This is a genomic window from Bordetella bronchiseptica, assembly GCF_900636925.1.
GTDB classification, from domain to species: Bacteria; Pseudomonadota; Gammaproteobacteria; order Burkholderiales; family Burkholderiaceae_B; genus Bordetella; species Bordetella pertussis.
On sequence record NZ_LR134326.1, the window covers coordinates 4,406,184 to 4,432,429 of the forward strand.

25 protein-coding genes are annotated in these 26,246 nt (G+C 70.2%); 4 read left to right on the top strand and 21 right to left on the bottom strand.

Features of this window, described 5'->3' with window-relative positions:
• The 5 genes from EL288_RS20545 to EL288_RS20565 are packed head-to-tail and all read right to left on the bottom strand — an operon-like array spanning position 1 to position 4,790.
• Positions 1-585, bottom strand: coding sequence for a 3-phenylpropionate/cinnamic acid dioxygenase subunit beta (locus EL288_RS20545; protein WP_003808137.1), 585 nt, complete (start codon positions 583-585; stop codon positions 1-3).
• The gene (locus EL288_RS20550) at positions 578-1,417 is read right to left on the bottom strand and encodes an SDR family NAD(P)-dependent oxidoreductase (RefSeq protein ID WP_003808135.1); all 840 of its coding nucleotides are present in this window, start codon (positions 1,415-1,417) and stop codon (positions 578-580) included. Before EL288_RS20550 ends, EL288_RS20545 begins: the two co-directional genes overlap by 8 nt.
• Positions 1,414-2,778 (bottom strand): aromatic ring-hydroxylating oxygenase subunit alpha, encoded by a 1,365-nt coding sequence (locus EL288_RS20555; protein WP_003808134.1) that lies wholly within the window; start codon positions 2,776-2,778, stop codon positions 1,414-1,416. Before EL288_RS20555 ends, EL288_RS20550 begins: the two co-directional genes overlap by 4 nt.
• Positions 2,779-2,792: 14 nt before the next feature.
• Entirely contained in the window at positions 2,793-3,794 is a 1,002-nt protein-coding gene (locus tag EL288_RS20560; RefSeq protein WP_003808133.1) for a 2Fe-2S iron-sulfur cluster-binding protein, read from the bottom strand.
• A 21-nt stretch (positions 3,795-3,815) separates the two neighbouring features.
• On the bottom strand, positions 3,816-4,790 hold the full coding sequence (locus EL288_RS20565) for a Bug family tripartite tricarboxylate transporter substrate binding protein (protein WP_010925923.1): 975 nt from the start codon (positions 4,788-4,790) through the stop codon (positions 3,816-3,818).
• A gap of 163 nt (positions 4,791-4,953) precedes the next feature.
• On the opposite strand from EL288_RS20565, the gene EL288_RS20570 reads away from it, so the two are divergent.
• On the top strand, positions 4,954-5,730 hold the full coding sequence (locus EL288_RS20570) for an IclR family transcriptional regulator (protein WP_003808131.1): 777 nt from the start codon (positions 4,954-4,956) through the stop codon (positions 5,728-5,730).
• 30 nt (positions 5,731-5,760) lie between these two features.
• Here the strand turns inward: EL288_RS20570 and EL288_RS20575 are convergent, their stop codons facing one another.
• The 11 genes from EL288_RS20575 to EL288_RS20625 form a co-directional block, all read right to left on the bottom strand.
• The gene (locus EL288_RS20575) at positions 5,761-7,182 is read right to left on the bottom strand and encodes an acyclic terpene utilization AtuA family protein (RefSeq protein ID WP_003808130.1); all 1,422 of its coding nucleotides are present in this window, start codon (positions 7,180-7,182) and stop codon (positions 5,761-5,763) included.
• A complete protein-coding gene (locus EL288_RS20580) occupies positions 7,179-7,499 on the bottom strand; it encodes a DUF4387 domain-containing protein (protein ID WP_003808129.1) in 321 nt (106 codons plus the stop codon). The genes EL288_RS20575 and EL288_RS20580 overlap by 4 nt, the downstream gene beginning before the upstream one ends.
• Complete coding sequence (locus tag EL288_RS20585; RefSeq protein ID WP_003808128.1) at positions 7,496-8,413, bottom strand: SMP-30/gluconolactonase/LRE family protein; 918 nt, start codon at positions 8,411-8,413, stop codon at positions 7,496-7,498. Before EL288_RS20585 ends, EL288_RS20580 begins: the two co-directional genes overlap by 4 nt.
• A gap of 4 nt (positions 8,414-8,417) precedes the next feature.
• Positions 8,418-9,722, bottom strand: a complete 1,305-nt coding sequence (locus EL288_RS20590; RefSeq protein ID WP_231858406.1) for a TRAP transporter large permease — start codon at positions 9,720-9,722, stop codon at positions 8,418-8,420.
• Positions 9,715-10,239, bottom strand: a complete 525-nt coding sequence (locus EL288_RS20595) for a TRAP transporter small permease (protein ID WP_003808126.1) — start codon at positions 10,237-10,239, stop codon at positions 9,715-9,717. The genes EL288_RS20590 and EL288_RS20595 overlap by 8 nt, the downstream gene beginning before the upstream one ends.
• A gap of 18 nt (positions 10,240-10,257) precedes the next feature.
• On the bottom strand, positions 10,258-11,238 hold the full coding sequence (locus EL288_RS20600) for a TRAP transporter substrate-binding protein (RefSeq protein ID WP_003808125.1): 981 nt from the start codon (positions 11,236-11,238) through the stop codon (positions 10,258-10,260).
• Positions 11,239-11,316: 78 nt separating this feature from the next.
• Complete coding sequence (locus EL288_RS20605; RefSeq protein ID WP_225665727.1) at positions 11,317-12,234, bottom strand: isocitrate lyase/PEP mutase family protein; 918 nt, start codon at positions 12,232-12,234, stop codon at positions 11,317-11,319.
• A gap of 56 nt (positions 12,235-12,290) precedes the next feature.
• Positions 12,291-13,271: a Bug family tripartite tricarboxylate transporter substrate binding protein gene (locus EL288_RS20610; protein ID WP_003808123.1), complete on the bottom strand. Its 981-nt coding sequence runs from the start codon at positions 13,269-13,271 to the stop codon at positions 12,291-12,293.
• Positions 13,272-13,284: 13 nt separating this feature from the next.
• Entirely contained in the window at positions 13,285-13,953 is a 669-nt protein-coding gene (locus tag EL288_RS20615; protein WP_003808122.1) for a cysteine hydrolase family protein, read from the bottom strand.
• Positions 13,950-15,134, bottom strand: coding sequence for a CaiB/BaiF CoA transferase family protein (locus tag EL288_RS20620; protein ID WP_003808121.1), 1,185 nt, complete (start codon positions 15,132-15,134; stop codon positions 13,950-13,952). The genes EL288_RS20615 and EL288_RS20620 overlap by 4 nt, the downstream gene beginning before the upstream one ends.
• On the bottom strand, positions 15,131-16,129 hold the full coding sequence (locus EL288_RS20625; RefSeq protein WP_003808120.1) for a hydroxymethylglutaryl-CoA lyase: 999 nt from the start codon (positions 16,127-16,129) through the stop codon (positions 15,131-15,133). Before EL288_RS20625 ends, EL288_RS20620 begins: the two co-directional genes overlap by 4 nt.
• 92 nt (positions 16,130-16,221) lie before the next feature.
• Here EL288_RS20625 and EL288_RS20630 point away from each other — a divergent pair, with 92 nt between their 5' ends.
• Complete coding sequence (locus EL288_RS20630) at positions 16,222-16,932, top strand: IclR family transcriptional regulator (protein WP_003808119.1); 711 nt, start codon at positions 16,222-16,224, stop codon at positions 16,930-16,932.
• Here EL288_RS20630 and EL288_RS20635 read toward each other — a convergent pair.
• The 3 genes from EL288_RS20635 to EL288_RS20645 all read right to left on the bottom strand — a co-directional run bounded on the left by EL288_RS20635 (position 16,929) and on the right by EL288_RS20645 (position 20,760).
• Positions 16,929-17,879, bottom strand: a complete 951-nt coding sequence (locus EL288_RS20635) for a LysR family transcriptional regulator (protein ID WP_010925920.1) — start codon at positions 17,877-17,879, stop codon at positions 16,929-16,931. The two genes, EL288_RS20630 and EL288_RS20635, sit on opposite strands and share 4 nt — an antisense overlap.
• A gap of 68 nt (positions 17,880-17,947) precedes the next feature.
• Positions 17,948-20,299, bottom strand: a complete 2,352-nt coding sequence (locus EL288_RS20640; RefSeq protein WP_033446579.1) for a xanthine dehydrogenase family protein molybdopterin-binding subunit — start codon at positions 20,297-20,299, stop codon at positions 17,948-17,950.
• Entirely contained in the window at positions 20,296-20,760 is a 465-nt protein-coding gene (locus tag EL288_RS20645) for a (2Fe-2S)-binding protein (RefSeq protein ID WP_003808116.1), read from the bottom strand. The genes EL288_RS20640 and EL288_RS20645 overlap by 4 nt, the downstream gene beginning before the upstream one ends.
• 238 nt (positions 20,761-20,998) lie before the next feature.
• On the opposite strand from EL288_RS20645, the gene EL288_RS20650 reads away from it, so the two are divergent.
• Positions 20,999-22,234 (top strand): benzoate/H(+) symporter BenE family transporter, encoded by a 1,236-nt coding sequence (locus EL288_RS20650; RefSeq protein ID WP_003808115.1) that lies wholly within the window; start codon positions 20,999-21,001, stop codon positions 22,232-22,234.
• A complete protein-coding gene (locus EL288_RS20655) occupies positions 22,231-23,523 on the top strand; it encodes a serine hydroxymethyltransferase (protein WP_003808113.1) in 1,293 nt (430 codons plus the stop codon). The genes EL288_RS20650 and EL288_RS20655 overlap by 4 nt, the downstream gene beginning before the upstream one ends.
• Before the next feature lie 14 nt (positions 23,524-23,537).
• On the opposite strand, the gene pdxR is transcribed toward EL288_RS20655, so the two are convergent.
• A complete protein-coding gene (gene pdxR, locus EL288_RS20660) occupies positions 23,538-25,034 on the bottom strand; it encodes a MocR-like pyridoxine biosynthesis transcription factor PdxR (RefSeq protein ID WP_033458324.1) in 1,497 nt (498 codons plus the stop codon).
• 60 nt (positions 25,035-25,094) lie between these two features.
• On the bottom strand, positions 25,095-26,219 hold the full coding sequence (locus EL288_RS20665) for a TRAP transporter substrate-binding protein (RefSeq protein WP_033458311.1): 1,125 nt from the start codon (positions 26,217-26,219) through the stop codon (positions 25,095-25,097).
• Between the last annotated feature and the right edge of the window lie 27 nt (positions 26,220-26,246).

Here is a 26,246-nt window from a genome sequence, read left to right on the forward strand (position 1 = left end):
CTAGAAAAACATCGTCAGGTTCTTGGCCAGCAGCACGTTCTGCGGCAGGTGAATTTCGCGCCGCACCAGCTGCCAGCCGTCGCCGACGCGGCGCAGGCGGTCGTAACGCCGGCCGGTGAAGTAATACTCTTCGTACTCGCAACGGTTCTGGTACATGACGAAGCGGCTGCGCGCATCGACCTCCAGCGCGCCGTCGGCGCCTTCGGCGATGGCGGTCAGCTGCACGTTGCTGACCACCCGGCACAGGCGCGACAGCGGCTCCTCGGCCCAATGCACGCCGGTCATGATCTGCTCGGCGCGCTTGGTCAGCGTCCACTTGCCTTCGTTGAACCAGCTCATGTCCTTCTCCACGCGCGTATGCTCGTCCTGCGCGTGCCGGCCGAACTTGACGTTGAAGTTCATCGGCATGAAATAGACCAGGTCTTCGGCCAGGGTATCCAGCCAGCGCGAGAACTGGCGCGTGTCCAGCAGCTCGCATTCGTCGTACATATGCTCTTCGATCTCGCGCTTGAGTTCGTAGTAGCGCGCGTCGCGCGCCAGCGGCGCAATGGCCGGGCTGTCCGCGCAGGCCAGGGTTTCAGTCATGGCTGTGTCCTCGATTCGTGCTCGGGCGCGCCGGCACCGGCCCGCCCTGGTTGGCAAAACATCCGACGTCGACCACCGTGCCGGATATGGCCTCGGCCTCGCCGGAAAGCAGGAAGGCGACCGCATTGGCCAGGTCCTCGCCGCTGGCCGGACGGCCCGCCGCGCTGCCCGCCGCCTGGCGCCGCCGGAACAGCGCCTCGTCGCCGCCCACCCGGCCCACGCTCATGCCGGAGACGATGCCGCCCCCGCCGGGAATGGCCACATTGACGCGGATGCGGTCGTGGAAATGGTCGTACGCCATGGCGCTGGAGAGCGCCAGCACGGCGCCCTTGCTGGCCGCGTAGATCGCCATGTCCGGCTTGCCGTAGCCGGCGCCCGAACCGATGTTGACGATGGCGCCGCCGCCCTGGGCGCGCATGTGCGGGATGACCGCGCGGCTCATCAGGTAGACGCCCTTGACGTTGACCGCCAGGATGCGGTCCGCCATGGCGGGCTCGGTGCTCAGCACCGTGCCCAGCGGCCCGATGGCTGCGTTGTTCACCAGCCCGTCCACGCGGCCGTAGCGCCGCAGGGCCTCGTCCACGACGCGGCCGGTATCGGCTTCGTCGGCGACGTCCGCCGCCATGACGGCCACCCGCTCCTGCAGGCCCGCCTCGGCCAGCGCCGCGCGCAGGCCGTCGAAGCCGGCCGCCGTGCTGGACGCCTGGGCCGACTCCAGGCCGAAGGCCAGCACCCGATAGCCGCGCCGCGCCAGCGACAGCGTGATGGCCTGCCCCAGCCCGAAGGTTCCGCCGGTCACGATGGTGACCGGGCCGTTGCCCTGCGCGCTCATTGCGCGAAACTCGCCGGGCCGCTGTCGTTCCTGCCCAGCAGCGTGTCCCAGTCGGCGCCGTTCATGTAGTCGCGCCAGCGCCGGTAGTACTGGCGCGGGTTCTCCTCGCTGACCTGCAGGCTCACGTTGCCGGGCACCGGCCCCGCGTTGGTCACCGCGCCCAGCGATTGCTGATAGTTGTACGGATAGCGCTTGGCGATCACGCCGCGGCTGCCGGCGGTGGCGTAGTTCCAGTTCTCCATGTCGTCCTGTTCGGTCATGCCGGCCGGCCCCGAATAGCGCATGTAGTAGGTACGCAGGAAGTCCTTCACTTCCTGCGGCGCGTCGGCGTCGACCAGGAAGAAGCGCCAGGCCTCGGTCGCCTCCGGGCCGTGCGGGTGCCAGATGCACAGGTTGCGCGGCTGCTTGCCATGGAACGACACGTTGGGATAGATCGTTCCGACGAACGGCACCAGGCGGCTGCGCTCCTCGCCCAGCCGGCGCTTGCGCTCTTCATGGCAGTGGCGGAAGTACTCGGCGATGATGGGGTTGTTCTGGAACGTATCCACGAACGGCGCGTTCTCGGGCACGATGGCGCTGTGCACGCCATGGCCGGCGGGGAAGTTGACCCACAGGTGGCGCGCGTATTCCAGCTCGTTGTCGCGCCGCCCCTTGACGCCCACCTCGGCGCTCGGGCCGATGCCGATCAGGTCCACCGACCGGTGGCTGACGTTGTGATAGGTATCGCCCAGGAAGTTCTCGGCGGCGAACTTCCAGTTGCACGGGATGATCCACTTGTGCACGCCCACCAGCACCTCCGAGCCGCCCTCGCGGCCGTCGCGGTGGTCCAGCGCCAGGTCCAGGTGCGTCCTGGCGTCGCCCAGGTAGGTCAGGAAATCGGGCGCGTTCTTGTCCCAGCTGGCCCACACGGTGCCCTTGTAGGTTTCCAGCTTGGGCACTTCGATCAGCGACCAGTCTTCCTTGCACAGGTTGCCGTCGTAGATGGCCTTGTACTGCGGCACGCCGAACAGCTTGCCCTCGGTGGTGTAGCTCCAGCTGTGATAGGGGCAGGTGAACAGCTGCGTATTGCCATGGTCGTACTGGCACACCTTCATGCCGCGGTGGCGGCACGAGTTGAGGAACACGTGCACCTTGCCCTTCTTGTCGCGCGTCAGGATCACCGACTCCGCGCCCATGCGCGAGGTGTAGAAATCGCCCGGATTGGGAATCTGGCTTTCATGCCCGACAAACAGCCAGGCGCGGGTGAAGATCTTTTCCAGCTCTTCCTCGAAGATCTCCTTGCTGGAGAAGATTTCGCGGCTGATCGTGCCCTGCTTGAGATCGACCATGCGGTCGTAATGCGTGGGTTGCATGTTCGGCATCCTGGTGAAATCGATTAATTGAAGCGTTCGCAAAGCATGTCCCGGCGCGCCAGCCCGACGGCCTCGGCGGCGCCGCGGCCGGCTTCCACCATGGCCGGCGGCCCGCACAGGTACACGCGCGTGGCGGGGTCCAGTCCCAGTCCGGCCAGCAGGTCGGTGGCGTAGCCGGTATGGCATTCGCCGCGCGGCTCGGACTCGGCGGCCAGGCGCACCCGCAGCGCCGGCCAGCGCTCGCGCAAGGCGGCCAGCTGGTCCAGCGCGAACAAGTGGGCGCCCGAGCGCGCGCCCACCAGCAAAGTGGTGGGAATCTCCTGCTGCGCGGGGTCCGCGGCGATGGCCTGCAGCATCGACAGGAACGGCGCCAGCCCGGTGCCGCCGGCGATGAACAGGCGCGGACGCGCTTCGCTGCGCAGGAAGAAACTGCCGTGCGGCTCGCTCAGCGCCACGGACGCGCCCACCCTGGCCGCCTGGGTCAGCCAGGTCGAGAACACCCCGCCTTCGACCAGCCGGACATAGAAGCGCAGCCGCCGCTCGCCCGAGCCGCAGGCCATCGAATACGAGCGCCACGCGTCCAGCCCCTCGGGCCGGATGCGCACGTACTGGCCGGGCTGGAAGCCGACCGCCTCGGCCACCTCCACCTCCAGCAGCATGGTTTCCTGCGCGATCTGCTCCAGCGCGACCACCGTGCCCGCCATGGGCGGCAAGGGCTGCGCCTGCGCCTCGTCGACCTCGTACGGCAGCTCGACCACGCAGGGCCCGGTGATGCGCGACACACAGGTCAGGATGGCGCCATCGGCCCGGTCGCCATCGGGCAGCACGGCGCGGTCGTAATCGCCCAGCTCGATGGCGCCCGACACCAGCGTGGCCGTGCAGGTACCGCACTGGCCGTTGCTGCAATCGGTCAACAGGCCCAGGCCGGCGTCGCCGGCCGCCTGCACGATGCTGGCGCCGCAGCGGGCGTCGATACGGCGCGCCGCGCCATCGGAAAACAATAGAGTGATGGGCACCGTGTCCATGGCATCTGCTCCGCTACGATCTCAATTCGCCTTGATGTCCGCTTCCCGCGCCACCTTGGTCCAGCGCGCGATGTCGTCGCCAATGCGCTGTTGCAGCGCGGCGCCGTCCACGTTGCCGGGCTCCATGCCCAGCGGGCGGTACTGCGCGAGGGTGTCGGGATCGGCCAGGATTTCCTTCAGCGCGCCCTGCAGCGCCCGCACGACCTCGTCCGGCGTGTCCTTGGGCACGACCAGGCCGGTCCAGACCGGCACGTCGTAGCCGGGCACGCCGGCCTCGGCGATGGTGGGCACGTCGGGCAGCACGCTGGAACGCTCGGCCGTGGTCACCGCCAGCGGCTTGAGCTTGCCCGCGCCGATCTGCGACACCACCGCCGCCACGTCGGCGAAACCCACGTCCACCTCGTTGGCCAGCAGCGCCGACAGCAAAGGCCCCGTGCCGCGGTAGCTGATGTGCATCAGCGACAGCCCGGTCTGGCGGGCGTAGTACTCGGCCGCCAGCTGGAACGTCGACGAACCCACCCCATGGTTGAGCGTGTGGTCGGAACGCTGCGCCGCCAGGGTCTTCAGGTCGGCCAGGCGCTCGGCCTTGGACTCGGCGTTGGTCACCACCACCAGCGGGAACACGCCCAGCATGGCCACCGGCTTGAACGCCTGCTGGGGGTCGTAGCCCAGCTTGGTGTAGATCGCCGGGTTGATCGTCAGCGCGCCGCTGGAGGCCACGAAGATCGTGTAGCCGTCGGGCTGGGCGCGCGCCACGTACTCGGCCGCGATGATCGAGTTGGCGCCGGCGCGGTTCTCCACCACGAAAGGCTGTTTCAGCCGGGCCTGCAGCTTGGCCGAGATCAGCCGCGCCAGGATGTCGTTGGTGCCGCCGGGCGCGAACCCCACCACCACGCTGACCGGCCGCTCCGGATACGCGGCGCGCGCGCCCGGCGCGCCCAGCGCACAGGCCAGCGCCAGCAGCGCGGCCGCCCCACTCAAGAATGATTTCCTCATCGTCCTGTCTCCCGTTTCGTTGTCCGTACTGCGTACTGCGTTCTCATTATACGGACAACTTGATCGAACGCAATAACCCGGACCGGCGCGCCCGGTCGCCGGCGCGCCACGCGGTAGACTTGGGCAGGGCTGCGCGGCCTACGACATGGAGAGGACTTTGGAAGTGAAAGACAGCGACAGCGCCGAACTCGAAGAAAAGCCGGAAAAAGGCGGCGACAGCGTGCGCGCGGTGAACCGGGCGCTGGACATCCTGCTGGCGTTCTCGCGCCAGGACGCGGAGCTCACCGCCAGCCAGCTGCTGCAGCGGGTGGGCCTGAGCCGTCCCACGCTCTACCGGCTGCTGTACACCCTGGAAGCCAAGGGCTTCATCACCGCCAGCGGCGACCCGCAGCGCTTCCGGCTGGGGCCGGCGGTCGCGCGCCTGTCGCACATCTGGACCGAAACCCAGGACCTGGCCGCGCTGGCCGAGCCGCTGCTGCGCGAACTGTGGAACGAAACCCAGGAAACGGTGGCCATCTTCGTCGAACAGGGCGAAATGCGGCTCTGCCTGGCCGAGCTGCCCAGCCCGCAACCCTTGAGTTTCAAGCGCGGCGTGGGCTACACCGAGCGCATCGCCATGGGCGCCACCGGGCGCGCCATCCTGGCTTTCAAGGAAGACGCGCTCGACCACCTGGAGCAGTACACGCGCGGGCTGCCGCTCGATCCGGCGCGATTCCGGCGCGAGCTGAAGCAGACGCGCCAGCTCGGCTATGCGACCAGCCGCGACGAACTCATCGTCGGCGCGGCGGCGGTGGCCGCGCCGTTCTTCAACGGCGACCGGGTGGCCGGCTCGATCGGCCTGTTCGGCCCGGCCACGCGCCTGGACGAAGCCGCCGTGGCGGCGCTGGGCCCGCGCGTGGTCGCGCTGGCCCGCAAGCTGTCGCAGGCGCTGGGCGGCTAGCGTCCGCCCCCATGGACGCGATGGCGGGCGCTAGCCGCCCGCCACCTGGACGCCGCCGCGCACCTGCTCGACCTCGACCGGGAACAGTCCCGGCAGGTCGTCGCACTCCATGACGTGGTAGACGCTGTAGCGGTACGCCGTGCCGGCGCGCAGCTCGGGCGGCGTGAACGGAAAGGCGATGTTGCCGCCGGTCGAAAGCCGGCCCGGAAAACCATGGTGCAGCAGATACTGCTTGGCCACCGTAGCGGCGGCCAGCGCCGCGTCGGCGGTGGGCGCCAGGCATTCCAGCAGGAAGAACACCTCGGCGCCGGCGGCGATGCGCGCGCCCGGGTAGACCTGGGTGGCCCCCGCGCCATAGACCCGGAAGACCAGCTCGTAATCCGCCACGCTGCCTTCCAGGACGGCGGCCACGTTCTTGCGCACGCCGGCCTCGATGGCGGCCAGGTTGGCGATCACGCGCGGATCGCAGGATCCGGCGCACACCACGGCGCGCTCGGCCACCCACTGCGCGCCCTCGATCTTGACGGTTTTCTGGCTGGCCTCGCGCCAGGTGGCGCCGCTGACGCGCGTGCGGCGCGCGTCCACCGCCTCGAAGCGCGCCTGGCCGACGTCCAGCGTGCCGTCGGGCTCCTGCACCGTCATCGGGTCGGCCTGCTCGTACAGGCTGTGGGCGGCCACCGAGACCGGCGTGGCGGCGCGCTCCGGATTCATGCTCTCCAGCGTGAAGCTGTCGCGCTCCAGCGTGCCCAGGATGGCGTCGCGGCCGCCCGGATCGCAGCAGATCGAGGTGCATTCGATGATCTTGGCCATGTGCACGGCCAGCGCGGTGTCGTAGCCCAGCATGACCGGTATGGAGGCGAACACCGCAGTGTCGCAGGCCCGCCCGGCGACGATCACGTCCGGCTCGCAGGCCAGCGCGCGGATGAAGGCCTCGTTGCCCATCTGCCCGACGATGTGCGCGGCATCGCGCACCGCCGCCTCGTCCAGGGGCGGGATGCGGCCCAGCGGATGCACCCGCCCGGCCTGCAGCTGCCGCGCCACCAGGTCGCGCGGCATATCGGCGCCGATGACCGCCATCTTGAAATCCAGACGCTCGGCGCGCGCGATGTCGCGCAGCATCTCCAGGGTCCGGGACAGGTGCGGCGCCGCGCCCGAGGTGCCGGCGGTGCCGATGAGCAGCGGGACGTTGCGCTCGCGCGCGCCGCGCAGCACCAGCGTCAGGTCGCGCCGCGTAATGGCCTCGGAGGTGGCCAGCCGGCCCGACCCCAGGTAGTACGGCCCGACGTCGATCGACCCCATGTCGCAGCCGACGAAATGCGGGTCGCGCGCCATGCCGGCATGGAAGGCGGGCGTGGGAATGCCATAGCCCAGCTGGCCGGACGCCGCCAGCGCGCGCAAGGGTTGGCCAGGCTTCAGCCCGGCCGCCAGCAGGGATTGCACAGCCGTCGTCATAGTGTGAGATCCAGGAGAGGGTAATGTTGCTGGGCGCCGTACACGTCGCGGTCGCCCGGCTGGCCGGCCGGCAGCGGGCGGTCCAGCACGATCTTGATGGCGTGCGCGGCCTCGTACGGAATAACGCGCACCCAATCGGGCGCGACGCCATACAGGCGCGCCACGCTGGCCGCGCTCAGCGCCTCGCTGTCGCGCGCCAGGCGATAGTGTTCGGCCGTGGCGAACATCAGGTCCAGCGTGGTTTGCAGCGGGCCGGCATTCTTGCTGCGTATGACCTTGGCCACGTCGACGAGCCGGGTGGGCGTGGACGGTTTCATGGCTGGCCCTCCAGCAGGTCGATGCCTGGCGCCGGCATGCGGGCGCGCAGCACCAGGCCGGAATCGGCCTCGGTCATGTACAGCCATTGGCGCTGCGGCCCGCCAAAGGCGCAGTTGGTGATGACCTTGCCGGTCTGCGAGCGGATGCGCGCCAGCGGCTCGCCGTCGGCGTCGAACAGCCACACCGAGCCCAGGCCCGGATGGCAGACGGCCAGGCCGCCGGCCTGGTCCAGCGCCAGGCCGTCGGGACCGAAGCCGCCCGACAGGTTGAGAAACGCCGCCACCTTGGACACGCCGCCATCGGCCAGCAGCGGCGCGCGCCAGACGGAATTGGCGCGGGTCACGGCGATCAGCAGGCTGCCTCCGTCGGGCGCGAGCACGATGCCGTTGGGGCTGGGAATATTGTCCATCAGGCAGCTCAGCTGGCCCTGCGCGCTGTAGCGATAGACGCGGCCGCTGGGGTCCTGCAGTCCGGACTGTCCCTGGTCGGTGAAGTACAGGTCGCCGTTGGGCGCGAAGAACAGGTCGTTGACGCCCTTGAAGCGCTCCAGGCGGGGACGGTCCAGGTACGGGACGACGGCGCCGCTGGCCGGGTCCAGCAGCATGATGCCGTGCTTGTGGTCGGCGATGAAGATGCGGCCGTCGCGATGCACCTTCAGGCCGTTGGGCTCGCCGTCGTATTCGGCAACCAGCTCGAAGTCGCCCGCCGGGCTGATCCGGAACACGCGTCCGTACGGGATGTCGGTGACGTACAGGTTGCCGGCCCGGTCGAAGGCCGGACCTTCCAGGAAGCTGTGGGCCGTGGCGCCGCGCTTTTGCACGCGCAGCCATTCGGCGCTCTGGTCCCGCTTGCGATACCGCTCGGGCACGCTGCAGAACACCTCGGCGGCGATGAGGGAAGGAGGATTGAACATGCGCTTATCCGGTCATCCGGCCCGGGAACCACAGGGCCAATTGGGGGGAGTAGATCAGCCAGGCGATCAGGACATACATCAGCAGGCAGAACGGCAGCGAACCCACCACGACGTCCTTGAGGCGGGCCGACGGCGACACGCTCTTGACGACGAACAGGTTCATGCCGACCGGCGGCGTGATCTGCCCCAGCTCGATCAGCACGACCAGCAGCACGCCGAACCATATCGGGTCGACGCCGTAGCTGGCCAGGATGGGGTGCAGGATGGGCACGGTGATCACCATCATGCCGATGCTGTCCATCAGGAAGCCCAGCACCGTGTACAGCAGCACGACGGCCAGCAGCAGCTCCAGGCGGCTCAGCTGCCAGGCGTCGAGCAGGTCGGTGAGGCTGTCGGTCAGGCCCGTCATGGCGATCGCGTACGAGAACAGGAACGCGGCATACACGATGAACAGGATGGCGCCGCAGGCCTTGACCGTCTTGGCCAGCGACCGGCGCAGCGTGGCGATCGAGCAATCGCCCCAGATGCGCGCGATCAGCGCCGCCAGGCATGCGCCCACGCCCGCCGCCTCGGTGGGCGTGGCCAGGCCGGCGTACAGGCTGCCCATCACGCCGACGATCAGCGCGCCGAACGGCAGCAGGTCGGCCAGCGTCTGGCGCAGCGGCGGCGGCGTGTCCTGCTGCTCGGGCGGCGGCGCCAGCCGCGGATTGACCAGGCAGCGCACCGCCACATAGCACATGAACAGGACCACCAGCGCCAGCCCCGGCACGACGCCCGCCATGAACAGCTTGGCGATCGACGTCTCGGTGAAGGTGCCGTAGATGATCATGGCGATGCTGGGCGGGATCAGGATGCCCAGCGTGCCGCCCGCGGCCAGCGTGCCGGTCGACAGCTTGAGGCAATAGCCGCGCGCCTCGAGCTGCGGCAGCGCCACCGAACCGATGGCCGCCGCCGTCGCGACCGACGAGCCGCTGATGGCCGAGAACGCCGCGCACCCGGCGATATTGGTCTGCAGCAGCCCGCCGGGCAGCCGGCGCACGATGCGCGCCAGCCCGCGGTACACGCGCTGGCTCAGCCCGCTTTCGAGCATGATCTCGGCCATCAGGATGAACAGCGGAATGGCGGTAAGCGTAAAGCTGTTCATGCTGCCCCACGAGCTCAGCCCGAAGCCGCTCAGGCCATCCCAGCCGGCGTACAGCACGATATAGAGGCTGGCGGACAGAAAGATCGCGAACGGAATCCACATGCCCGCCAGCAGCAGGACCAGGAACACTGCGATCACCAGCACGAACTGGGTCATTTCACTCATGATGCGGGCTCCTGAGACGGGTCATGCCCTCGAGCAGCTGCGACAGCAGCACCAGCGCCGTCGACAGCGCACCCGCCACCATGAAAAGCTGCGGCAGGTAAAGGGGCGTGGCCAGCGTCGTGGCGGCGCGCACGCCACGCACATAGGACTCGTAGACCTGCACGCCAAGCTGCCAGGACAGCATCGCCATGCCGGCCAGGCAGACCGCGTCGAACACGCACTGCAGAATCAGGCGCGCGCGCTCGCCCAGCGCGTTGATCACGAATTCGGCGCGAAACAGCACGCCGTCGTGCAGGGCCACCCCCATGCCCAGGAAAACCAGGGCGACCAGCAGATAGCCGCCCACCTCCTCGACGATCATGAGCGAAAACCCGAACAGGGCGCGGCAGATGACTTCCGCGGCGATCAGCAGCGTCATGGCCAGCACGATCAGTTCGGACAACAGGCGCTGCAGGCGCATCAGGCCGGATACCAGCGGCAGGCCGCCTGGCCGGGCCGGCGATTGAGGCTTGTTCATGCGATGCCTCCCGACGCTTCAGCGGCCCAGGGCCTTGCGGACTTCCGCCAGGGCCTGCACGGCCTCGGGGCCCTGCTCGCGCGCCCAGTCTTCCCAGTACCCGCTCACCAGATCGGTGGCGGCCTGCTCCATGGCGGGCGTGGACGGCACGATCACCATGCCCTTTTGCCGCAGGGCGTCGGTCACCTCGCCCTCTTCCTTGGCGATCTGCGCCGTCGTGCCGGGCGCCTGGCGCGCCACGGACTCGCGCATCTTCGCCTGCATCTCGGGGCTGAGCGCCTCGAACGCCTTCTTGTTGACGAGGTAAAAGCCGTCGAAATAGTTGACCGGCAGGCGCAGGTTGTACTTGAGCATGTCGCCCCAGATCTTTCCGCCGCCGGCGCTGGCCGTCAGCGCGCCGTCGATCGTGCCGGCCGACAGCGCGGAAGGCACTTCGGCCCCGCCCAGGGTCACCGGAATGCCGCCGGCGCGCTGCACGAAGGCCGCCTGCTCGGGTGACGAAACACGCAGCTTCTGCCCCTTGATGTCGGCCAGGCTCTCCAGCTTGCGGGCCGAGAAGATGACCTGGTGCGGGAAGCTGAAATGCCCCAGCACCACCACGCCCTGCTTGCCGAAGTCGCGCTCGACATAGGGTTTCATGATGGCGTACGCCTTGTCGAAGTCCTCCTGCGAGCGCAGCAGCATGGGCAGGCGCAGGATGCCGGCGATGCGCACATTGCCCAGGTAGAAGCCGTCGTCGGCGAAGCGGACGGTGCCGTTGCCCACGGCCTGGGTGATGTCGGTGGCCTGGATCGGCAGCGAACCGGCCAGCCGCAGGCGGAATTTCACCTCCCCGCCGGTGTTCTTCTCGATGTCCTCCATGACGCGCTTCATGCCCTGCACGTTGGCCAGGTTCTCGGAGGGTCCGAAGGTATAGGCCATCCACGTGGCCGCCGTGGCCGCCAGCGGCGCGGCGAACATGGCCGTCGCGACGACGGCGCCGATGAGTTGCTTTTTCATGATTTCTCCCTTGGGGTCTGCCCTGCTGTGTATGTTGGTATGTAGGGTGCTGCGTCAGGCGCGCCGGCCGGGGCCGGCTCAGGCTCCGCCCAGGCGCTGCTCGGTGGCGATCCACTTTTCGTACTCGAACAGCGACCACAGCTGCCGGTGCGAAAGCATGCGCGCGGCCGAGCCCGCCGTGCTGCCGTCGGCGGCCAGCCCGCGCAGCATTTCCAGCCCGGCATGCGCGAAGCAGCGGGTCAGGGCGTTCGGATAGATCGCCATGGCAAAGCCCAGTTGCGCAAGCCGGCTGGCCGGCAGGATGGGGGTGCGCCCGCCCTCGACCATATTGGCCAGCACGGGGGCCTTTACCGCCGCGGCGATGGCCGCCAGCTCCTGTTCGTTCTCGGGGCTTTCGACGAAGATCACGTCGGCGCCCGCCTCGGCATAGCGCGCCGCGCGCTCCAGCGCGGCATCCAGCCCGTGGTCGCTACGCGCGTCGGTGCGCGCGATGATCACCAGATCGGGATCGATCCGGGCGTCGACCGCGGCCTTGATGCGCCCTTGCATCTCGGCGCTGGAGACCAGATTGCGCCCGCCCTCGTGGCCGCACTTCTTCGGCCAGGCCTGGTCTTCGATCTGGATGCCCGACAGGCCGGCCCGCTCGAAGGCCCGCACGGTGCGGATCAGGTTCAGCGGCCCCCCGTAGCCCGTGTCGGCGTCGACGATGACGGGCACCGACACCATGTCGGCCACGCGCGCGGCGCGGTCGAGGATCTCGGAGAACGACATCAGGCCGACGTCGGGCGCGCCCAGGGCGGACATGGACATGCCCGACCCGGTCAGGTAGATCGCCGCAAAGCCTGCCTGCTCGACCAGCCGCGCCCCCACGCAGTCGTAGGCGCCCGGGGCCACCAGCAGCTCGGGCGCGGCCAGCAGGCGGCGCAGCGCCGCGTTGCGCCCCTGGGCCTGGCGCAGCCCCAGGGGATAGTCTTTTCCATGTGCGGAAGTGATCAAGAGAACTCCATATTTCTGGTGGATCGTCGCGGCGCGCATGCCGGCCGCGACACGGGTCATTGCGCGATCTTGCCGCGCACGGATTGGGCCAGCGTCTTGTACAGGCCCAGCTCGGTATCGATGGTGCGGGCGAACGCGGACGGCGAATCCTGCACGACGGGTTTCATGCCCAGTTCCAGCACCTGGGCCTCGAACTCGGCGGACCCGGCCAGCTTGTCCAGCGAGCGCGCCAGCGTGTCGATCACCGCCGGCGGCGTGCCGGCCGGCATCAATACGCCCGCCCAGGCATCGAAACGGAAATCCTGCATGCCCAGCTCGGCGAAGGTGGGCACGTCCGGCAGCTGCGCGTCGCGCTCGGGGGCCGCCAACGCCAGCGCCCGCACCTTGCCGCTCTTGATGTGCGGCAGCACCGAGCCGAGCGTCGCGAAGGACAGGTCCACGTGGCCGGCGATCAGGTCGATCATGGCCGGCGACGCTCCCTTGTAGGGCACGGGCGTGATGCGGGTGCCCGTCTGCTGCGAGAACAGCTCGGTCGCCAGCAACGGCGACGAGCCGGGCGCGGCGGAGTTGTAGGTGTCGGGATGCTTGCGCACTTCCCGCAGGAATTCCTGAAAGTCGCGCGCCGGAAAATCGTTGCGCACCACCAGGATGGTCGGCGCGATCGCCACGATGCGCACCGGCAGCAGGTCCTTGCGGCTGTCGACGTGCATGTCGGCGGTCATCCAGGGATTGATGGTGATGTTGATGCCGGCGACCAGGCCGGTATAGCCGTCGGGGGTGGCCCCGGCCGCGTCCTTGGTGGCGATGTTGCCGCCCGCGCCGGCACGGTTCTCGACGATGAACGCCTGGCCCAGGTCGGCGCCCAGGTGCTTGGCCACCAGCCGGGCGGCCAGGTCGGTCGGACCGCCGGGCGCGAAACCCACCAGCAGGCGCACCGGGCGGTCGGGATAGCCGGCGGCCTGGACGGCCGGCGCGGCCAGCAGGCAGGCGGCCAGCAGCGCGCGGCCGGCCACGCGCAATACATGCGACACGGTCATGATGCGTCTCCCGTCAGGCGGCCGCGGCGCCGCGGGCCGCGCGCCAGGTTTGCAGCACCTGGGCCGATTCGGCCGCCGGATAGCGGGCGCGCATGAACGCCAGCGAATTGGCGTGCAGCTGCGCAATGGGGCCGGTGATCAGGTCGGTGACCGGGATCACGTAGTAATCGTGGTAGGACGCGCCGCGCACGGTGGACTCGACGCACCCTTCGGTGGTCGTGCCCACGATGACCAGCGACTCGATGCCCTGCGCGCGCAGGATGCCGTCCAGCGGCGTGCGCACGAAGGCGTCGGGGCGGAACTTCTGCACCATGACGTCGCCGGCGCGCGGCTGCAGGCCGTCGACCAGTTGCGCGCCCCAGCTACCCACCATGGTGTATTCCGGGGATTTGCCGTCGCGGCACTTCAGGCGCAGCCAGGCGGGCGAATCGCTGCGCCCGTGCGGCAGCGTGAGCTGCTGCACGAACACGGTGAAGATGCCCATGTCCTGCGCGGCGTTGACGAACGGCACCAGCGCCGGCAGCATGCCGGCGATCGTGTCGATGTTCTTGCCATGGCGCGCGAAGTGGCCGTCGGGGTGGCAGAAATCGTTCTGCACATCCACCACCACCAGGGCGGTATGGGCGGGGGCAATCAGTTCTTCCAGCGTGTCGCGGACTTCGACGCCGTTGATCAGCTTCATTGCTTTTCCTCTTGGTTGCGTCCGGCCGTGCCGGTCAGGGTGCTCAGGACTGCTTCGTTGTGTTCGCCCGGGCGCGGCACGTCGCGCCGCACGCCCAGCCGCCGGCCATCGAACTGGATGGGCAGGCCGGGCACCTTCGCCGGGCGTCCATCGGTCAGGGTGATGGGCAGCAAGCCCTGGGCGGCGTTCAGGTGCGGGTCATCGAACAGGTCCCAGGGCCGCGCGATGGGCGCGAACGGCAGCCCGGCCCGCGTGCAGAGATCCTGCAGCTCGTCGAGCGTGCGCCGCGCCAGCAGCCGGCCCACCAGGGGAATCAGCGTCGGGCGCGCCTGGGCGCGCGCGTTGTTGTCGCCGTAGGCGGGATCGCGCAGTTCGGGCTCGCCCAGCGCTTCGGTAAACCGCTGCCACTGCCGCTCGGTCACCACGCCGATGAATATCTGCTTGCCGTCCGAGGACTGGAACACGTCGTAGACGCCCCAGGCGCGCCTGCCGGCCGACATGGGCGGCGGCTCCACGCCGGTGATGGCCTGCTGCAGCATGTGGGTCGATACCAGCCAGGCCGCGTTCTCGAACAGGCCGCTGACCACGTGCTGGCCGCGGCCCGAGCGCTCGCGCTGGCGCAGCGCCGCCATGACGGCGATGGCGCCGAACATGCCGCCCATCATGTCGTTGACCGGCGCGCCGGCGCGCAGGGGCTGGCCGACCGGGCCGGTCATGTAGGCCAGCCCGCTCATCATCTGCGCGACCTCGTCCAGCGCCGTGCGCTCGGCATAGGGTCCGTCCAGGAAGCCCTTGAGCGAGCAATAGACCAGGCCGGGATTGCGCGCCGACAAGGCCTCGTAGCCCAGCCCGCGCTCCGCCAGCGCGCCGGGCCGGAAATTCTCCAGAAAGACGTCGGCGCCGGCCGCCAGCTCGTACAGCGTTTCGCGGCCGCTGGCCGTGTCCAGGTCCAGGATGACGCTTTGCTTGTTGCGGTTGCAGGCGGCGAAGAATCCGGCGCCCGCGCCCTTCAGGTAGCGGGTGTGCTCGCCCGGCCGCTCGGCCGCGCCGGGCGGCTCGACCTTGATGACCTCGGCGCCCAGGTCCGCCAGCACCAGCCCGCAGGTGGGTCCCATCACCATGTGTGTCATTTCGATGACGCGCAGGCCTTGCAGGGGCAGCATGGCATCGGCCGTGTTCATGCCGCCTCCGTGGGTTGCGCGCCGCCCGGGCAGAACGCCCCCTCGGGCGCGGCCAGCGCGGCGCGGGCCGGATCGGCATAGCGGAATCCCCGGTGCACGCCGGCGTCGGCCAGATGGCCGTACAGGGGTTCGCCAGGCAGCGCGGCGGCCAGGATGGCGCGCGCCTGCAACAGCCGCTCCAGGTCGATGCCGGTGTCCACGCCCATGGACTCGAGCAGGTAGACCAGGTCTTCGGTCACGATGTTGCCGGTTGCCCCCGGCGCATACGGGCAGCCGCCCAGGCCGCCTTGCGACGCGTCCAGCGTGGTCACGCCGGCTTCCAGCGCCGCCACCGCGTTGGCCAGCCCCTGCCCGCGCGTGTTGTGCAGATGCGCGCCGCCCGCGCGCTCGCCGAGCAGGCGCAGCAGTTGGCCGAACATGCGCTTGACCTGGCGCGGATGGGCGACGCCGACGGAGTCGGACAGGCCGATGGAGTCCACGCCGGCCCGCGCCAGCCGCTCGGCCATCTCCATGACCCAGCGCTCCGGCACCGCGCCTTCGCGCGAGCAGCCGAAGGCCGAGGCAATGCCCGCCTCGACCTCGACGCGCGGGCCCGCGCCGGCCATCTCGTCGCGGTACGCGCAGATGGCGGCGATGGCCTCGATCGACTGCTCGCAGGTCATGCGCACATTGGCCATGTTGTGCGTCTGCGACGCCGAGACCGGCACGGTGATCTTGTGGGCGCCGGCCGCCAGCGCCCGCTGCGCGCCCTTGAGGTTGGGCACCAGCGCCAGCACGGTCAGCCCCGCGATGGCGCGCGCCCGGGGCACCACCGCATCGGCGTCCGCCATCTGCGGCAGCCACTTGGGGTGCACGAACGAACCGACTTCCACCTCGCGCAGGCCGGCCGCCGCGAGCGCGCCGATCCATTGCAACTTGGCCTCGGTGGGCATGACCGCCTGGACGTTCTGCAAACCGTCGCGGGGGCCGACTTCGCTGATCAGGATTTTTTCCACTTGTGCTCGTTATTTCTATCTGATAAAATTAACTTCTGCTTAATAGAATAAATGCCGTGTTCTTGCCGTGTCAAGACCGGCGTCGCCCGCCCATGCCCCGATATCCCGTCCGTCCGGCAGACCACGCGCAAAGCGCCGAAGGCGGCGTCACCGCGGTCGACCGCGCGCTGACGCTGCTGACCGCGTTTCGCGTCACCGACCAGACGCTGTCGCTCAGCGAGCTGAGCGAGCGCGCCAGCCTGGTGCCCAGCACCGTGCTGCGGCTGCTGGCTTCGCTGATGCATTTCGGATTCGTGTTGCGGCGCCCCGACGGTCGCTACGCATTGGGGCCGGCGGCCGCGCGCCTGAACCGCGTCTACGCCGCCTCGTTCAACCTGCAGGATGTGGTGCTGCCGGCCCTGCAGGAGCTGGTCGGGCAAACCCGGGAAAGCGCCTCGTTCCATGTGCGCCAGGGCGCCCACCGGCTGGTGCTGTACCGCGTCAGCTCGCCGCAGCCCCTATCGGACCAGAGCCACGCGGGCGACCTGCTGCCGCTCGATCGCGGCACCGGCGGCCATGTCCTGATGGCTTTCAGCGATACGCCGGGCGAGTTCTACGAGGCGCTGCGCCTGCGCGGCTACATGGCCTCGCCGGTGAGCGACCGCTCGCCCGAACTGGCGGGGATTTCCGCGCCGGTTTTCGACGCGCAAGGCATGCTGGCCGGCGCATTGACGCTGACCATGCCGGTGCATCGCTACAAGGATGCCCACATCCCGGTGCTGCGCGAAGCGGCCGCGCGCCTGAGCGCGGCGCTGGGCGCCTAGGCCGGCGAGGAAAACTCGCGCCTGAGCAATTCGGCGAACGCCTGCGCCGAGGGCGACAGGGCGCGCGCTTCCTTGAACACCACCGAGGTGCTGCGCAGCACCACCGGGCGCACCAGGCGGCGCGCCACCAGGTTGGTGTAGTGGGTATGGGCCAGGATGGACTGCGGCACCACCGCCACGCCCAGGCCGCTGGCCGCCATGGCCAGCGCCGTGGTCAGCAGCGATACCTCGAAGGCCACCTGCAGCTCCACGCCGGCCTGCTGGGCGGCGCGCTCGATGCTGCGGCGCACGCCGTAGCCGGCCTGCACCACGATGACCGGCAGGCCCGACAGCTGCTTCCAGGTCATCGGCCGGCCGTGCCCGAACGCCGCGTCGGTGGCCACCGCGCACAGGTGATCGCCCAGGAACTGATGCTGCTCCAGCCCCGGCACGGCGCTCTCCAGCGTGCCCACGCCCAGGTCCACCTGCTCGCTCAGGACATGCTCGGCGAACATGGCGGGCGCGCAATCGTCCACGCTCAGCTTCACCCCGGGGTGCAGGTCCAGGAAGCGGCGCACCACCTTGGGCAGCAGCGTCTGCGCCACCGTGGAAGTGGCCGCCACCCGCAGGCGGCCGCGCCGCACGTCGGCCAGGTCCGTCATGCTGGCGCTCAGCGCGTCCAGCTCGCCCAGCACGCGCTCGGCGTAGGCGATGGCTTCGAGCGCGGCGGTGGTGCGCCGCAGCGCGCGCGTGGTGCGGTCGAACAGGCGCACGCCCAGTTTTTCCTCCAGCTCCTTGAGCAGGATGGTCACCGCGGGCTGGGTCAGCGACAAGGCTTCGGCGGCGGCCGACAGGGTGCCGGTGTAGTAGACGGCGACAAAGGCGCGCAATTGCCGGATCGACGGCAGGCCCTTGAGCGAAGGCGCCTTCTTGTAGGCCGTGGCGGGAGAACGGGACGGGCTGGGCATCGCAGCATCGTAGCCAAAACGCCCGCGCCACGCCAGGAAGGCGGCGCCGGCCGGCGCCGCCTTCCCGCTCAGGCCTTGAGCTGGTCGCGTATCGGCAGCGCGCGGATGCGCTTGCCGGTGGCGGCGAAGATCGCGTTGCACAGCGCCGGCGCGAAAGGCGGCACCGCGGGTTCGCCCACGCCGCCCAGCGGCACGTCGAAACCATGCTCGACCAGGTGCACCACGATCTCGCGCGGCGCCTCGGGCATGCGCGCCACCTCGTACTGGTGGAAGTTGGTCTGGGTGGCGCGCCCCTGGGCAAACGAGATCTCGCTGCGCGTGGCCAGGCTCAGGCCCATGATGCAGGCGCCTTCCACCTGGGCGCGCACGCGGTCCGGATGCACCTGCGGCCCGCAATCGACCGCCACGTGCACGCGCGGCACCGCGATCGCGCCGTCCTGGCCCACTTCCACCTCGACCACGGTGGCGATGTAGGTCACGAAGCTGTAGCTCACCGCCACGCCCAGCCCCCTGCCCGCCGCCAGCTTGCGCCCCCAGCCCGCTGCGCCGGTGGCCACCTCGATGACATGGCGCATGCGGCCCGTGTCGAGCGGGTACAGCTCGGGCGATTCGCCGTAGTTCCAGCCATCGGACATCGCCGCCGGCGCGATGCGCCGCGGCGGCCCTATCAGCTCCAGCAGGTAGTCGCGCGGATCGCGGCCCAGCGCATGCGCCATTTCCGCCACGAAGCTCTGCACCGCGAAGGCGTGCGGGATGTTCGACACCGAGCGGAACCAGCCGATGCGCGTATGCGCCGGCACCGGCACCGACTCGACGCGGAAATTGGGAATGTCGAACGGGATGTTGATCGCCGACATGCCCAGCTCGAACGGCTGCTGGCCCTCGGCGCCGGCCGCGAAGGTCGAGCCGATGGTCGGCGCCGCCGTGCGGTGCAGCCAGGCCACCGCCTTGCCCTGCGCGTCCACGCCGGCCTCCAGCCGCTCGACCGACACGGTATGGAAGTAGTCATTGGCCAGGTCGTCCTCGCGCGACCAGGTCACCTTGACCGGCTTGCCGTCCATGGCCTTGGACAGCAGGGCCGCCTCGACCACGAAGTCCGACTTGGACTTGCGCCCGAAGCCGCCGCCCAGCAGCGTCTGGTGCACCGTGACCGCGCCGATGTCCAGGCCCAGGTGGCGCGCCACGTTCTCGCGCGTGCCGTAGGGCGATTGCACGCAGGCCCAGACTTCGCACTTGCCGTCGGCCAGGCGCGCGGTCGCCGCCGGCGGCTCCATGGTGGCGTGCGCCAGGTGCGGCAGGTAATACTCGGCCTCGATGCGGCGGGCCGCGCCCGCCAGCGCCTGCATCGCGTCGCCGTCATTGCGCACCGGCTTGGCCGGCTTGCCGGCGCCCTCGCTCAGGGTCTTGCGAAACGCCTCGGAGTCATAGGACGCGTGCGGGCCGTCGTCCCATTCGATCTCCAGCGCCTGGCGGCCCTTGAGCGCGGCCCAGGTATCCGAGGCGATCACCGCCACCCCGCCCAGCGGCGCGAACACCGGCGGCGTGGGCCCGGCGGGCAGCTCCACCACCTTGACCACGCCGGGCACCTTGAGCGCCGCCTCGGCCTTGTAGGCCTTGACCTTGCCGCCCAGCACCGCCGGACGCGCCACCGACGCGTACAGCATGCCGTCCAGGCGCGTGTCGATGCCGAAGTGGGTCTTGCCGGTGACGATGTCCTCGATGTCCACGCTGCGCGCGCCCGGCTTGCCGATGTAGCGGAACTGCGCCGGCTGCTTCAGGCGCAGGGCGGCCTCGGCCGGCACCGGCAGCGCCGCGGCGGCCGTCGCCAGCTCGCCGTAGCCCAGCTTGCGGCCGGACTTCTCGTGCACGACCTCGTGCTGGCGCGCGGCCACCTCGGCCACCGGCACGCCCCACTGGCGCGCGGCGGCGGCCTCCAGCATGGCGCGCGCCGCCGCGCCGACCCGCCGCATGGGCAGGAAGAAGTGCCGGGTGCTGCGCGAGCCGTCGGTATCCTGGTTGCCGTAGCGAGGCTCGTCGCCGGGCGCCTGGATCACGCGCACGCGGTTCCAGTCGGCCTCCAGCTCGTCGGCCACCACCATGGGCAGGCTGGTGCGCACGCCGGTTCCCATCTCGGCGCGGTGCGCCACGATGGTCACCAGGCCGTCGGCGGCAATGGACACGAACACCAGGGGATCGTCCACCGTGCCGTGCGGCATGCCGTCGCCGCCATACTTCTTTGCTTCCTTGGCCGCCTCGCCGGCGGCGCGCACCACCCCGCCGGCCCCCACCACCAGCACCAGGCCGGTCAGGGCGGCGGCAGTCCTGAGCCACTCGCGCCGCGCCGGCGAAGCGGGCGCCAGGCCGCAAGGTTCGTCCGCCAGGGCGGCATGCGACGGCGCAAAACGATCGAACGCGTTCATTTGGCCACCCCCTTGACGGCCACCTGCTTGATGGCGGCGCGGATGCGCGGATAGGTGCCGCAGCGGCAGATATTGCCGCTCATCGCCGCATCGATATCCTCGTCGCTGGGTTTGGGATTGCTCTTGATGAGCGCGGTGGCCGACATGATCTGGCCCGACTGGCAATAGCCGCATTGCGGCACGCCGATCTCGGTCCAGGCCTGCTGCACGGCGCGGCCGACCTCGTCCTCGCCCACCGCCTCGATGGTGACGATGCGCTTGCCGGCCGCCGCGGCGACCGGCGTGATACAGGAGCGCACCGGCTGGCCGTCCAGGTGCACCGTACAGGCGCCGCACAGCGCCATGCCGCAGCCGAACTTGGTGCCGGTCATGCCGAGCCGGTCGCGGATGACCCACAACAGCGGCATGTCGTCGGGTGCGTCGACATCCTGGGATTTGCCATTGATCGTCAGTGTGGCCATGCGGACTCCTTGCGTGGGGAAGGCGGATCCGCGCGGCGCATCGCACGGCGCGGCGTCAGGCCATACTAGCGCAGGCGCGCCCGCGCCACCACCCCGGCCCCGCGCCGCGCCCCGGCGGGCCGCAAAGTGGTCTGCCACGATCCAACAATGTGGCATGAATCAACCTGCCATATCGCTCCTAGAATCGGACACCTGCCGCGGCCGTCCGGCCCGGCATGGCTGATAGCAGGAGTCATCGATGCACACGCCCACGGCAGTCCTTCGGCCCGCCGATTTCCTTGCCCCCATCGTCGCCGCGCTGATTTCGGTGCTGGTGAACTACGGCGGCACCTTCGTCCTGGTCTTCCAGGCCGCCGAACTGGCCGGGCTGTCGGCGGCCCAGACCACCTCGTGGGTCTGGGCGGTGTCCATCGGCGTGGGCGTGACCGGCATCGCGCTCAGCTGGCGCTACCGCGAGCCCATCATCACGGCCTGGTCCACCCCGGGGGTGGCCTTCCTGGCCACCGTCATGCCTTTCACGCCGTACGGCGAGGTCATCGGCGCCTACCTGGCGGCGGCGCTGGGCTTTGTCGTGCTGGGCCTGTCCGGCGCATTCGAGAAGCTGGTGCGCATGATCCCCGCCGGCATCGCGGCCGGCCTGCTGGCCGGCATCCTGCTGCAGTTCGGCATCAATGCCTTCGGCGGCGCCTCGGCCGACCCGCTGCTGGTCATCGCGCTGCTGGTCTCGTACGCGCTGCTCAAGCGCTACACCTCGCGCTTTGCCGTGGTGGGCATCCTGGTCATCGGCCTGGGCCTGCTGGCGGCCCAGCAGCGGGTGGACTTCGCCGCGCTGCACCTCAGCCTGGCCGCGCCGGTGTTCGAGATGCCGCGCTTCTCGCTGCACGCGATGCTGGGCGTGGCCCTGCCGCTTTTCGTCATCACCCTGACCGGCCAGTACATGCCCGGCATGCTGGTGCTGCGCAACGACGGCTTCAAGACCAGCGCCAACCCCATCCTGGTGGCGACCGGGCTGGGCTCGCTGGTCATGGCGCCGTTCGGCGCCCATACCTTCAACGTCGCCGCGATCACCGCGGCCATCTGCACCGGCCGCGACGCGCACGAGGATCCGCGCAAGCGCTATATCGCCGGCCTGGCCTGCGGCGTGTTCTACATCCTGGTGGGCCTGTTCGGCGTCACGCTGGCCACGCTGTTCATGGTGCTGCCCAAGACCTTCATCACCACCCTGGCGGGGCTGGCCCTGCTGGGCACCATAGGCGGCAGCCTGGCCAGCGCCATGGCCGACGCGCGCACCCGCGAGACCGCGCTCATCACCTTCCTGGCCACGGCGGCCAATGTCACGCTGCTGGGCGTGGGCGGCGCCTTCTGGGGGCTGGTGGCCGGGCTGGCCGCGCATGGACTGATCCATTTCCGCCAGCCCGAGCCCGCCGCGGCCCGGCCTGCCCTGCTTTCTCCTACGTCCCAGGACACCCGATGAACGACCTGCTTCCCGCCGCCGCCGCGCCCGCCGGCGCGCGCGCGCTGCCCCTGCGGCATGCCGACCCCGAAATCTGGCGCGCCGTCGACGCCGAGCGCCAGCGGCAAATGCACTCGATCGAACTGATCGCCTCCGAGAACTTCGTCAGCCAGGCCGTGCTCGACGCGCAGGGCTCGGTCATGACGAACAAGTACGCCGAGGGCTATCCGGGCCGCCGCTACTATGGCGGCTGCCGCCACGTCGACGTTGCCGAGCGGGCCGCCATCGAGCGCGCCCGGCGCCTGTTCGGCTGCGAATACGCGAACGTGCAGCCGCACTCCGGCAGCCAGGCCAACCAGGCCGTATACCTCGCCCTGCTCGCGCCCGGCGACCGCATCCTCGGCCTGGACCTCAAGGCGGGCGGGCACCTCACCCATGGCGCGCGCGTCAACCTGTCGGGCAAGTGGTTCGAGGCGCTGAGCTACGGCGTCGACCCCGTGTCGCACCGCATCGACATGGACGAGGTCGAGCGCACGGCCCGGCGCGAGCGGCCGCGGCTCATCATCGCGGGCGGCTCGGCCTATGCGCGCGTGCCGGATTTCGCGCGCTTTCGCGCCATCGCCGACGCGACCGGCGCCCTGTTCGTGGCCGACATGGCCCACTATGCCGGCCTGGTGGCCGGCGGCGCGTTCCCCTCGCCGGTGCCGTTCGCCCACGTGACCACGACCACCACCCACAAGACCCTGCGCGGACCGCGCGGCGGCATGATTCTCACCGACGACGCCGACATCGCCCGGCGCATCGACGCCGCGGTGTTCCCCGGCCTGCAGGGCGGCCCGCTGATGCATGTCATCGCCGCCAAGGCCGTGGCCCTGGGCGAGGCGCTGCAGCCCGGCTTCCGCGCCTACGCGCGCGCCGTGATCGACAACGCCCGTGCGCTGTGCGCGCGCCTGGCCGAAGGCGGCCTGTCCATCGTCTCGGGAGGCACCGACTGCCACCTCGGCGTGGTCGACCTGCGGCCGTGGAGGCTGGCCGGCAACGCCGCCGAACGGGCGCTGGAAGAAGCCGGCATCACCGTGAACAAGAACGCCGTCCCGGGCGACGCCGCCAGCCCCGCCGTCACCTCCGGCATCCGGGTAGGCAGCGCGGCCTGCACCAGCCGCGGCATGGGGCCGGCCGAGTTCCGGCAGATCGGCGACCTGGTCCTGGCCGTGCTGGGCGGCCTGCGCGATGGCGGCCAGGCCGGCGGCCGCGACGCCGTGCCCGCGCGGGCGGCCGAGCTGAGCCGGCGCTTTCCGCTGCCGTACTGACGGCAGCGGCGCGTTCAGGCCTTCAGGGCGCGCCGCAGCCGCAGCACGGCCGCCTCGATCTCGTGCGCGGCCAGGCAGGCGTAGCCGAGAATCCATCCCTGCCGGCCGTCCTCGCCCGCGTACAGCCCGCTCAGGCCGGCCAGGCGCATGCCGGCGGCGGCCGCCTGGTCGATGGTCCTGGCCTCCGACCAGCCGCGCTCGAGCAGGCACGGCACCTGCAGGCCGCCGGGCGGGCGCACCGCGGTGGCGATGCCCCGCAGCGACTGGCCAAGCGAGTCCAGCAGCGCGTCGCGACGCCCCGCATACAGCTTGCGCATGGCGCGCACATGCGAGTTGTAGTGCCCGTCGTCCATGAAGCGGGCCAGGGTCAGCTGCGTGATCTGCGGCGTATGCCCGTCCATGATGGCGCGCGCCCGCGTGAAGGCCGGCACCAGCTGGCGCGGCAGCGCCATGTAGCCCAGGCGCAGGCCCGGGTACAGCGTCTTGGCGAACGTGCCCAGGTAGATCGTGCGCTGGTGGCGGTCCAGGCCCTGCACGCAGGCCGTCGGCAGGCCGTCGTAGTGGAACTCGCTGTCGTAGTCGTCCTCGATGATCCACCGCCCTTGCGCGCCCGCCCACGCCGTCAGGTCGAGCCGCCGCTCCAGCGACAGGGTCGCGCCGGTGGGATATTGGTGCGAGGGCGTCACGTAGACGCAGTTCGCGCCGCTGCGGTCGGCCTTGAGCAAGTCGGTGCGCAGGCCGTGCGCGTCGACGTCGATGGGCACGATCCGGGCCTCGGCCGCCTCGAACGCCTTGCGCGCGCCGAAGTAGCCGGGGTTCTCCATCAGGATCGGCTTGCCGGCGTCCACCAGCAACTGGGCGCACAGGAACAGCGCCTGCCGCGTGCTGCTGAGCACCAGTATCTGCTCGGCGTCCACCTGGGCGCCGCGCTCCAGGTTCAGGTAGGCGGCAATCGCGCGGCGCAACGGCTGCGCGCCTTGCGGATCGCCATGCAGGAGCACGCCGGCGCGATGGTCTTTCAGGGCCTGGCGCTGCAGCCGCTCCCAGACGTCGACGGGAAAGGTGCGGGTTTCGGGCAGGCCGGTGGCGAACGCCCGGACCTGCCGCTGGTCGGGCACCCCGCCGCTGTCGTGGATCTGCCGGCCGCGCCGGCTCAGGCCCGCCTCGGGAGCCGGCTCGGCGCGCGGCTCGCCCGCCGCCATGCTACGCCGGCGCGCCGCGCCCAGCAGGCGCGCGCCCACCGTCTCCGAGACATAGCTGCCCGAGCCCTGGCGACGCACGATGAAGCCGTCGCGGTGCAGTTGCACATAGGCATTCTCGACCGTGTCGCGCGCCACGCCGAGCGAGCCCGCCAGCGCGCGGGTCGCCGGCAGGCGCACGCCCGGCCCGAGCGCGCCGTCGAGGATCAGCGCGCGCAGGGCGCGCTGGATGCGCTGGTGCAGGTCGAGGCGTTCGAGGTCCGCGCTGTTGAGCCGGATCTTCAGCGTCGCAAGCTGGAAAGCCTTGGTCACGCGGTCTGCCATAAGCCCTCGAATCCCTGTCTGTCAGCCCGCCATTCTAGGCCCGGCCGCTCAGCCTCCCAGGCGCGGCCGCCCCGACAGGTTCGCCCGGGCCTGCATGAACAGCAGTTCCGAGTACTCCGAATAGGGCGCGGCCGCGCCCAGGAAGGCGCGCAGGCTGTCGCGCAGCTCGCGCGCCAGCGGGTCGCGCTCGTAGGCGCCGGCCAGCAGGTCGTTGGTGATCTCGTGCATGCGCTTGAGCACGTCGTCGGGCAGCAGGCGCGCCGTCACCCCGTGCTCGGTGCGCAGGTCCTCGAAGGCCTTGCCGTTCTTGGCGACCAGTTCGTTGAGCATCACGCCGTTGGCATAGTAGGCGCCCACCCGCACCAGCTCCTTGTACTCGGGGCTCAGCTTGTTCCAGGCGTCCAGGTTGATGAACAGGTCGAACTGCCCTTCCGGCTCGTGCCAGCCCGGAAAATAATAGTTCTTGGCGATGCGCTGGATGCCCAGCGTGGTGTCGATGTACGGCCCGGTCAGCTCGCAGGCGTCCACCGCCCCCGACTGCATGGCCTGCAGCACTTCGCCCAGCGGCATGCCGACCACCGCCACGCCGCACTCGCGCAGCACTTCGCCGGGCAGGCCGCTGACGCGGAACTTCAGCCCCTTGAAGTCGTCGATCGAGTTGATCTCCTTGCGGAACCACCCCATGGGCTGCACGCCGCAATTGCCCAGCGGGAAGAACTTGGCGCCCAGCCGCTCGTACACCTTGTCCGCCAGCGCCTGTCCGCCGCCGTACTGCAGCCAGGCATTCTTCTCCTGGGCCGTGGTGCCGAACGGCATGCTCATCACCACGTTCATGGCGATCGACTTGCCCGACCAGTAGCTGGCATAGCCGTGGCCGCAGTCGAGGGTGCCGTCGAGCACCGCGTCGAAGGTCTGCATGGCCGGCACGAGGTCGCCGGCGCCGAACACCTCGATCTGGAACGCCCCGCCGGTCGCCTTGTCGAGGAAATCGGCCAGCGCGACGACCGGCGTCGTGTAGCCAGGCGCCGAGCGGGTCCAGGCCATGCCCATGCGCCAGCGCACGCGCGGCTTGGCCAGCGCCGGCGGCGCGGCGCCGGCCAGCACGGCGCCCAGTCCGCCCACGGTCGCGGCCCGCAGCAGGGTGCGGCGCTTGTTGTCCGAATTCGGGTTCATGTTGTCTCCTTGTGCGTTATGGGAAGG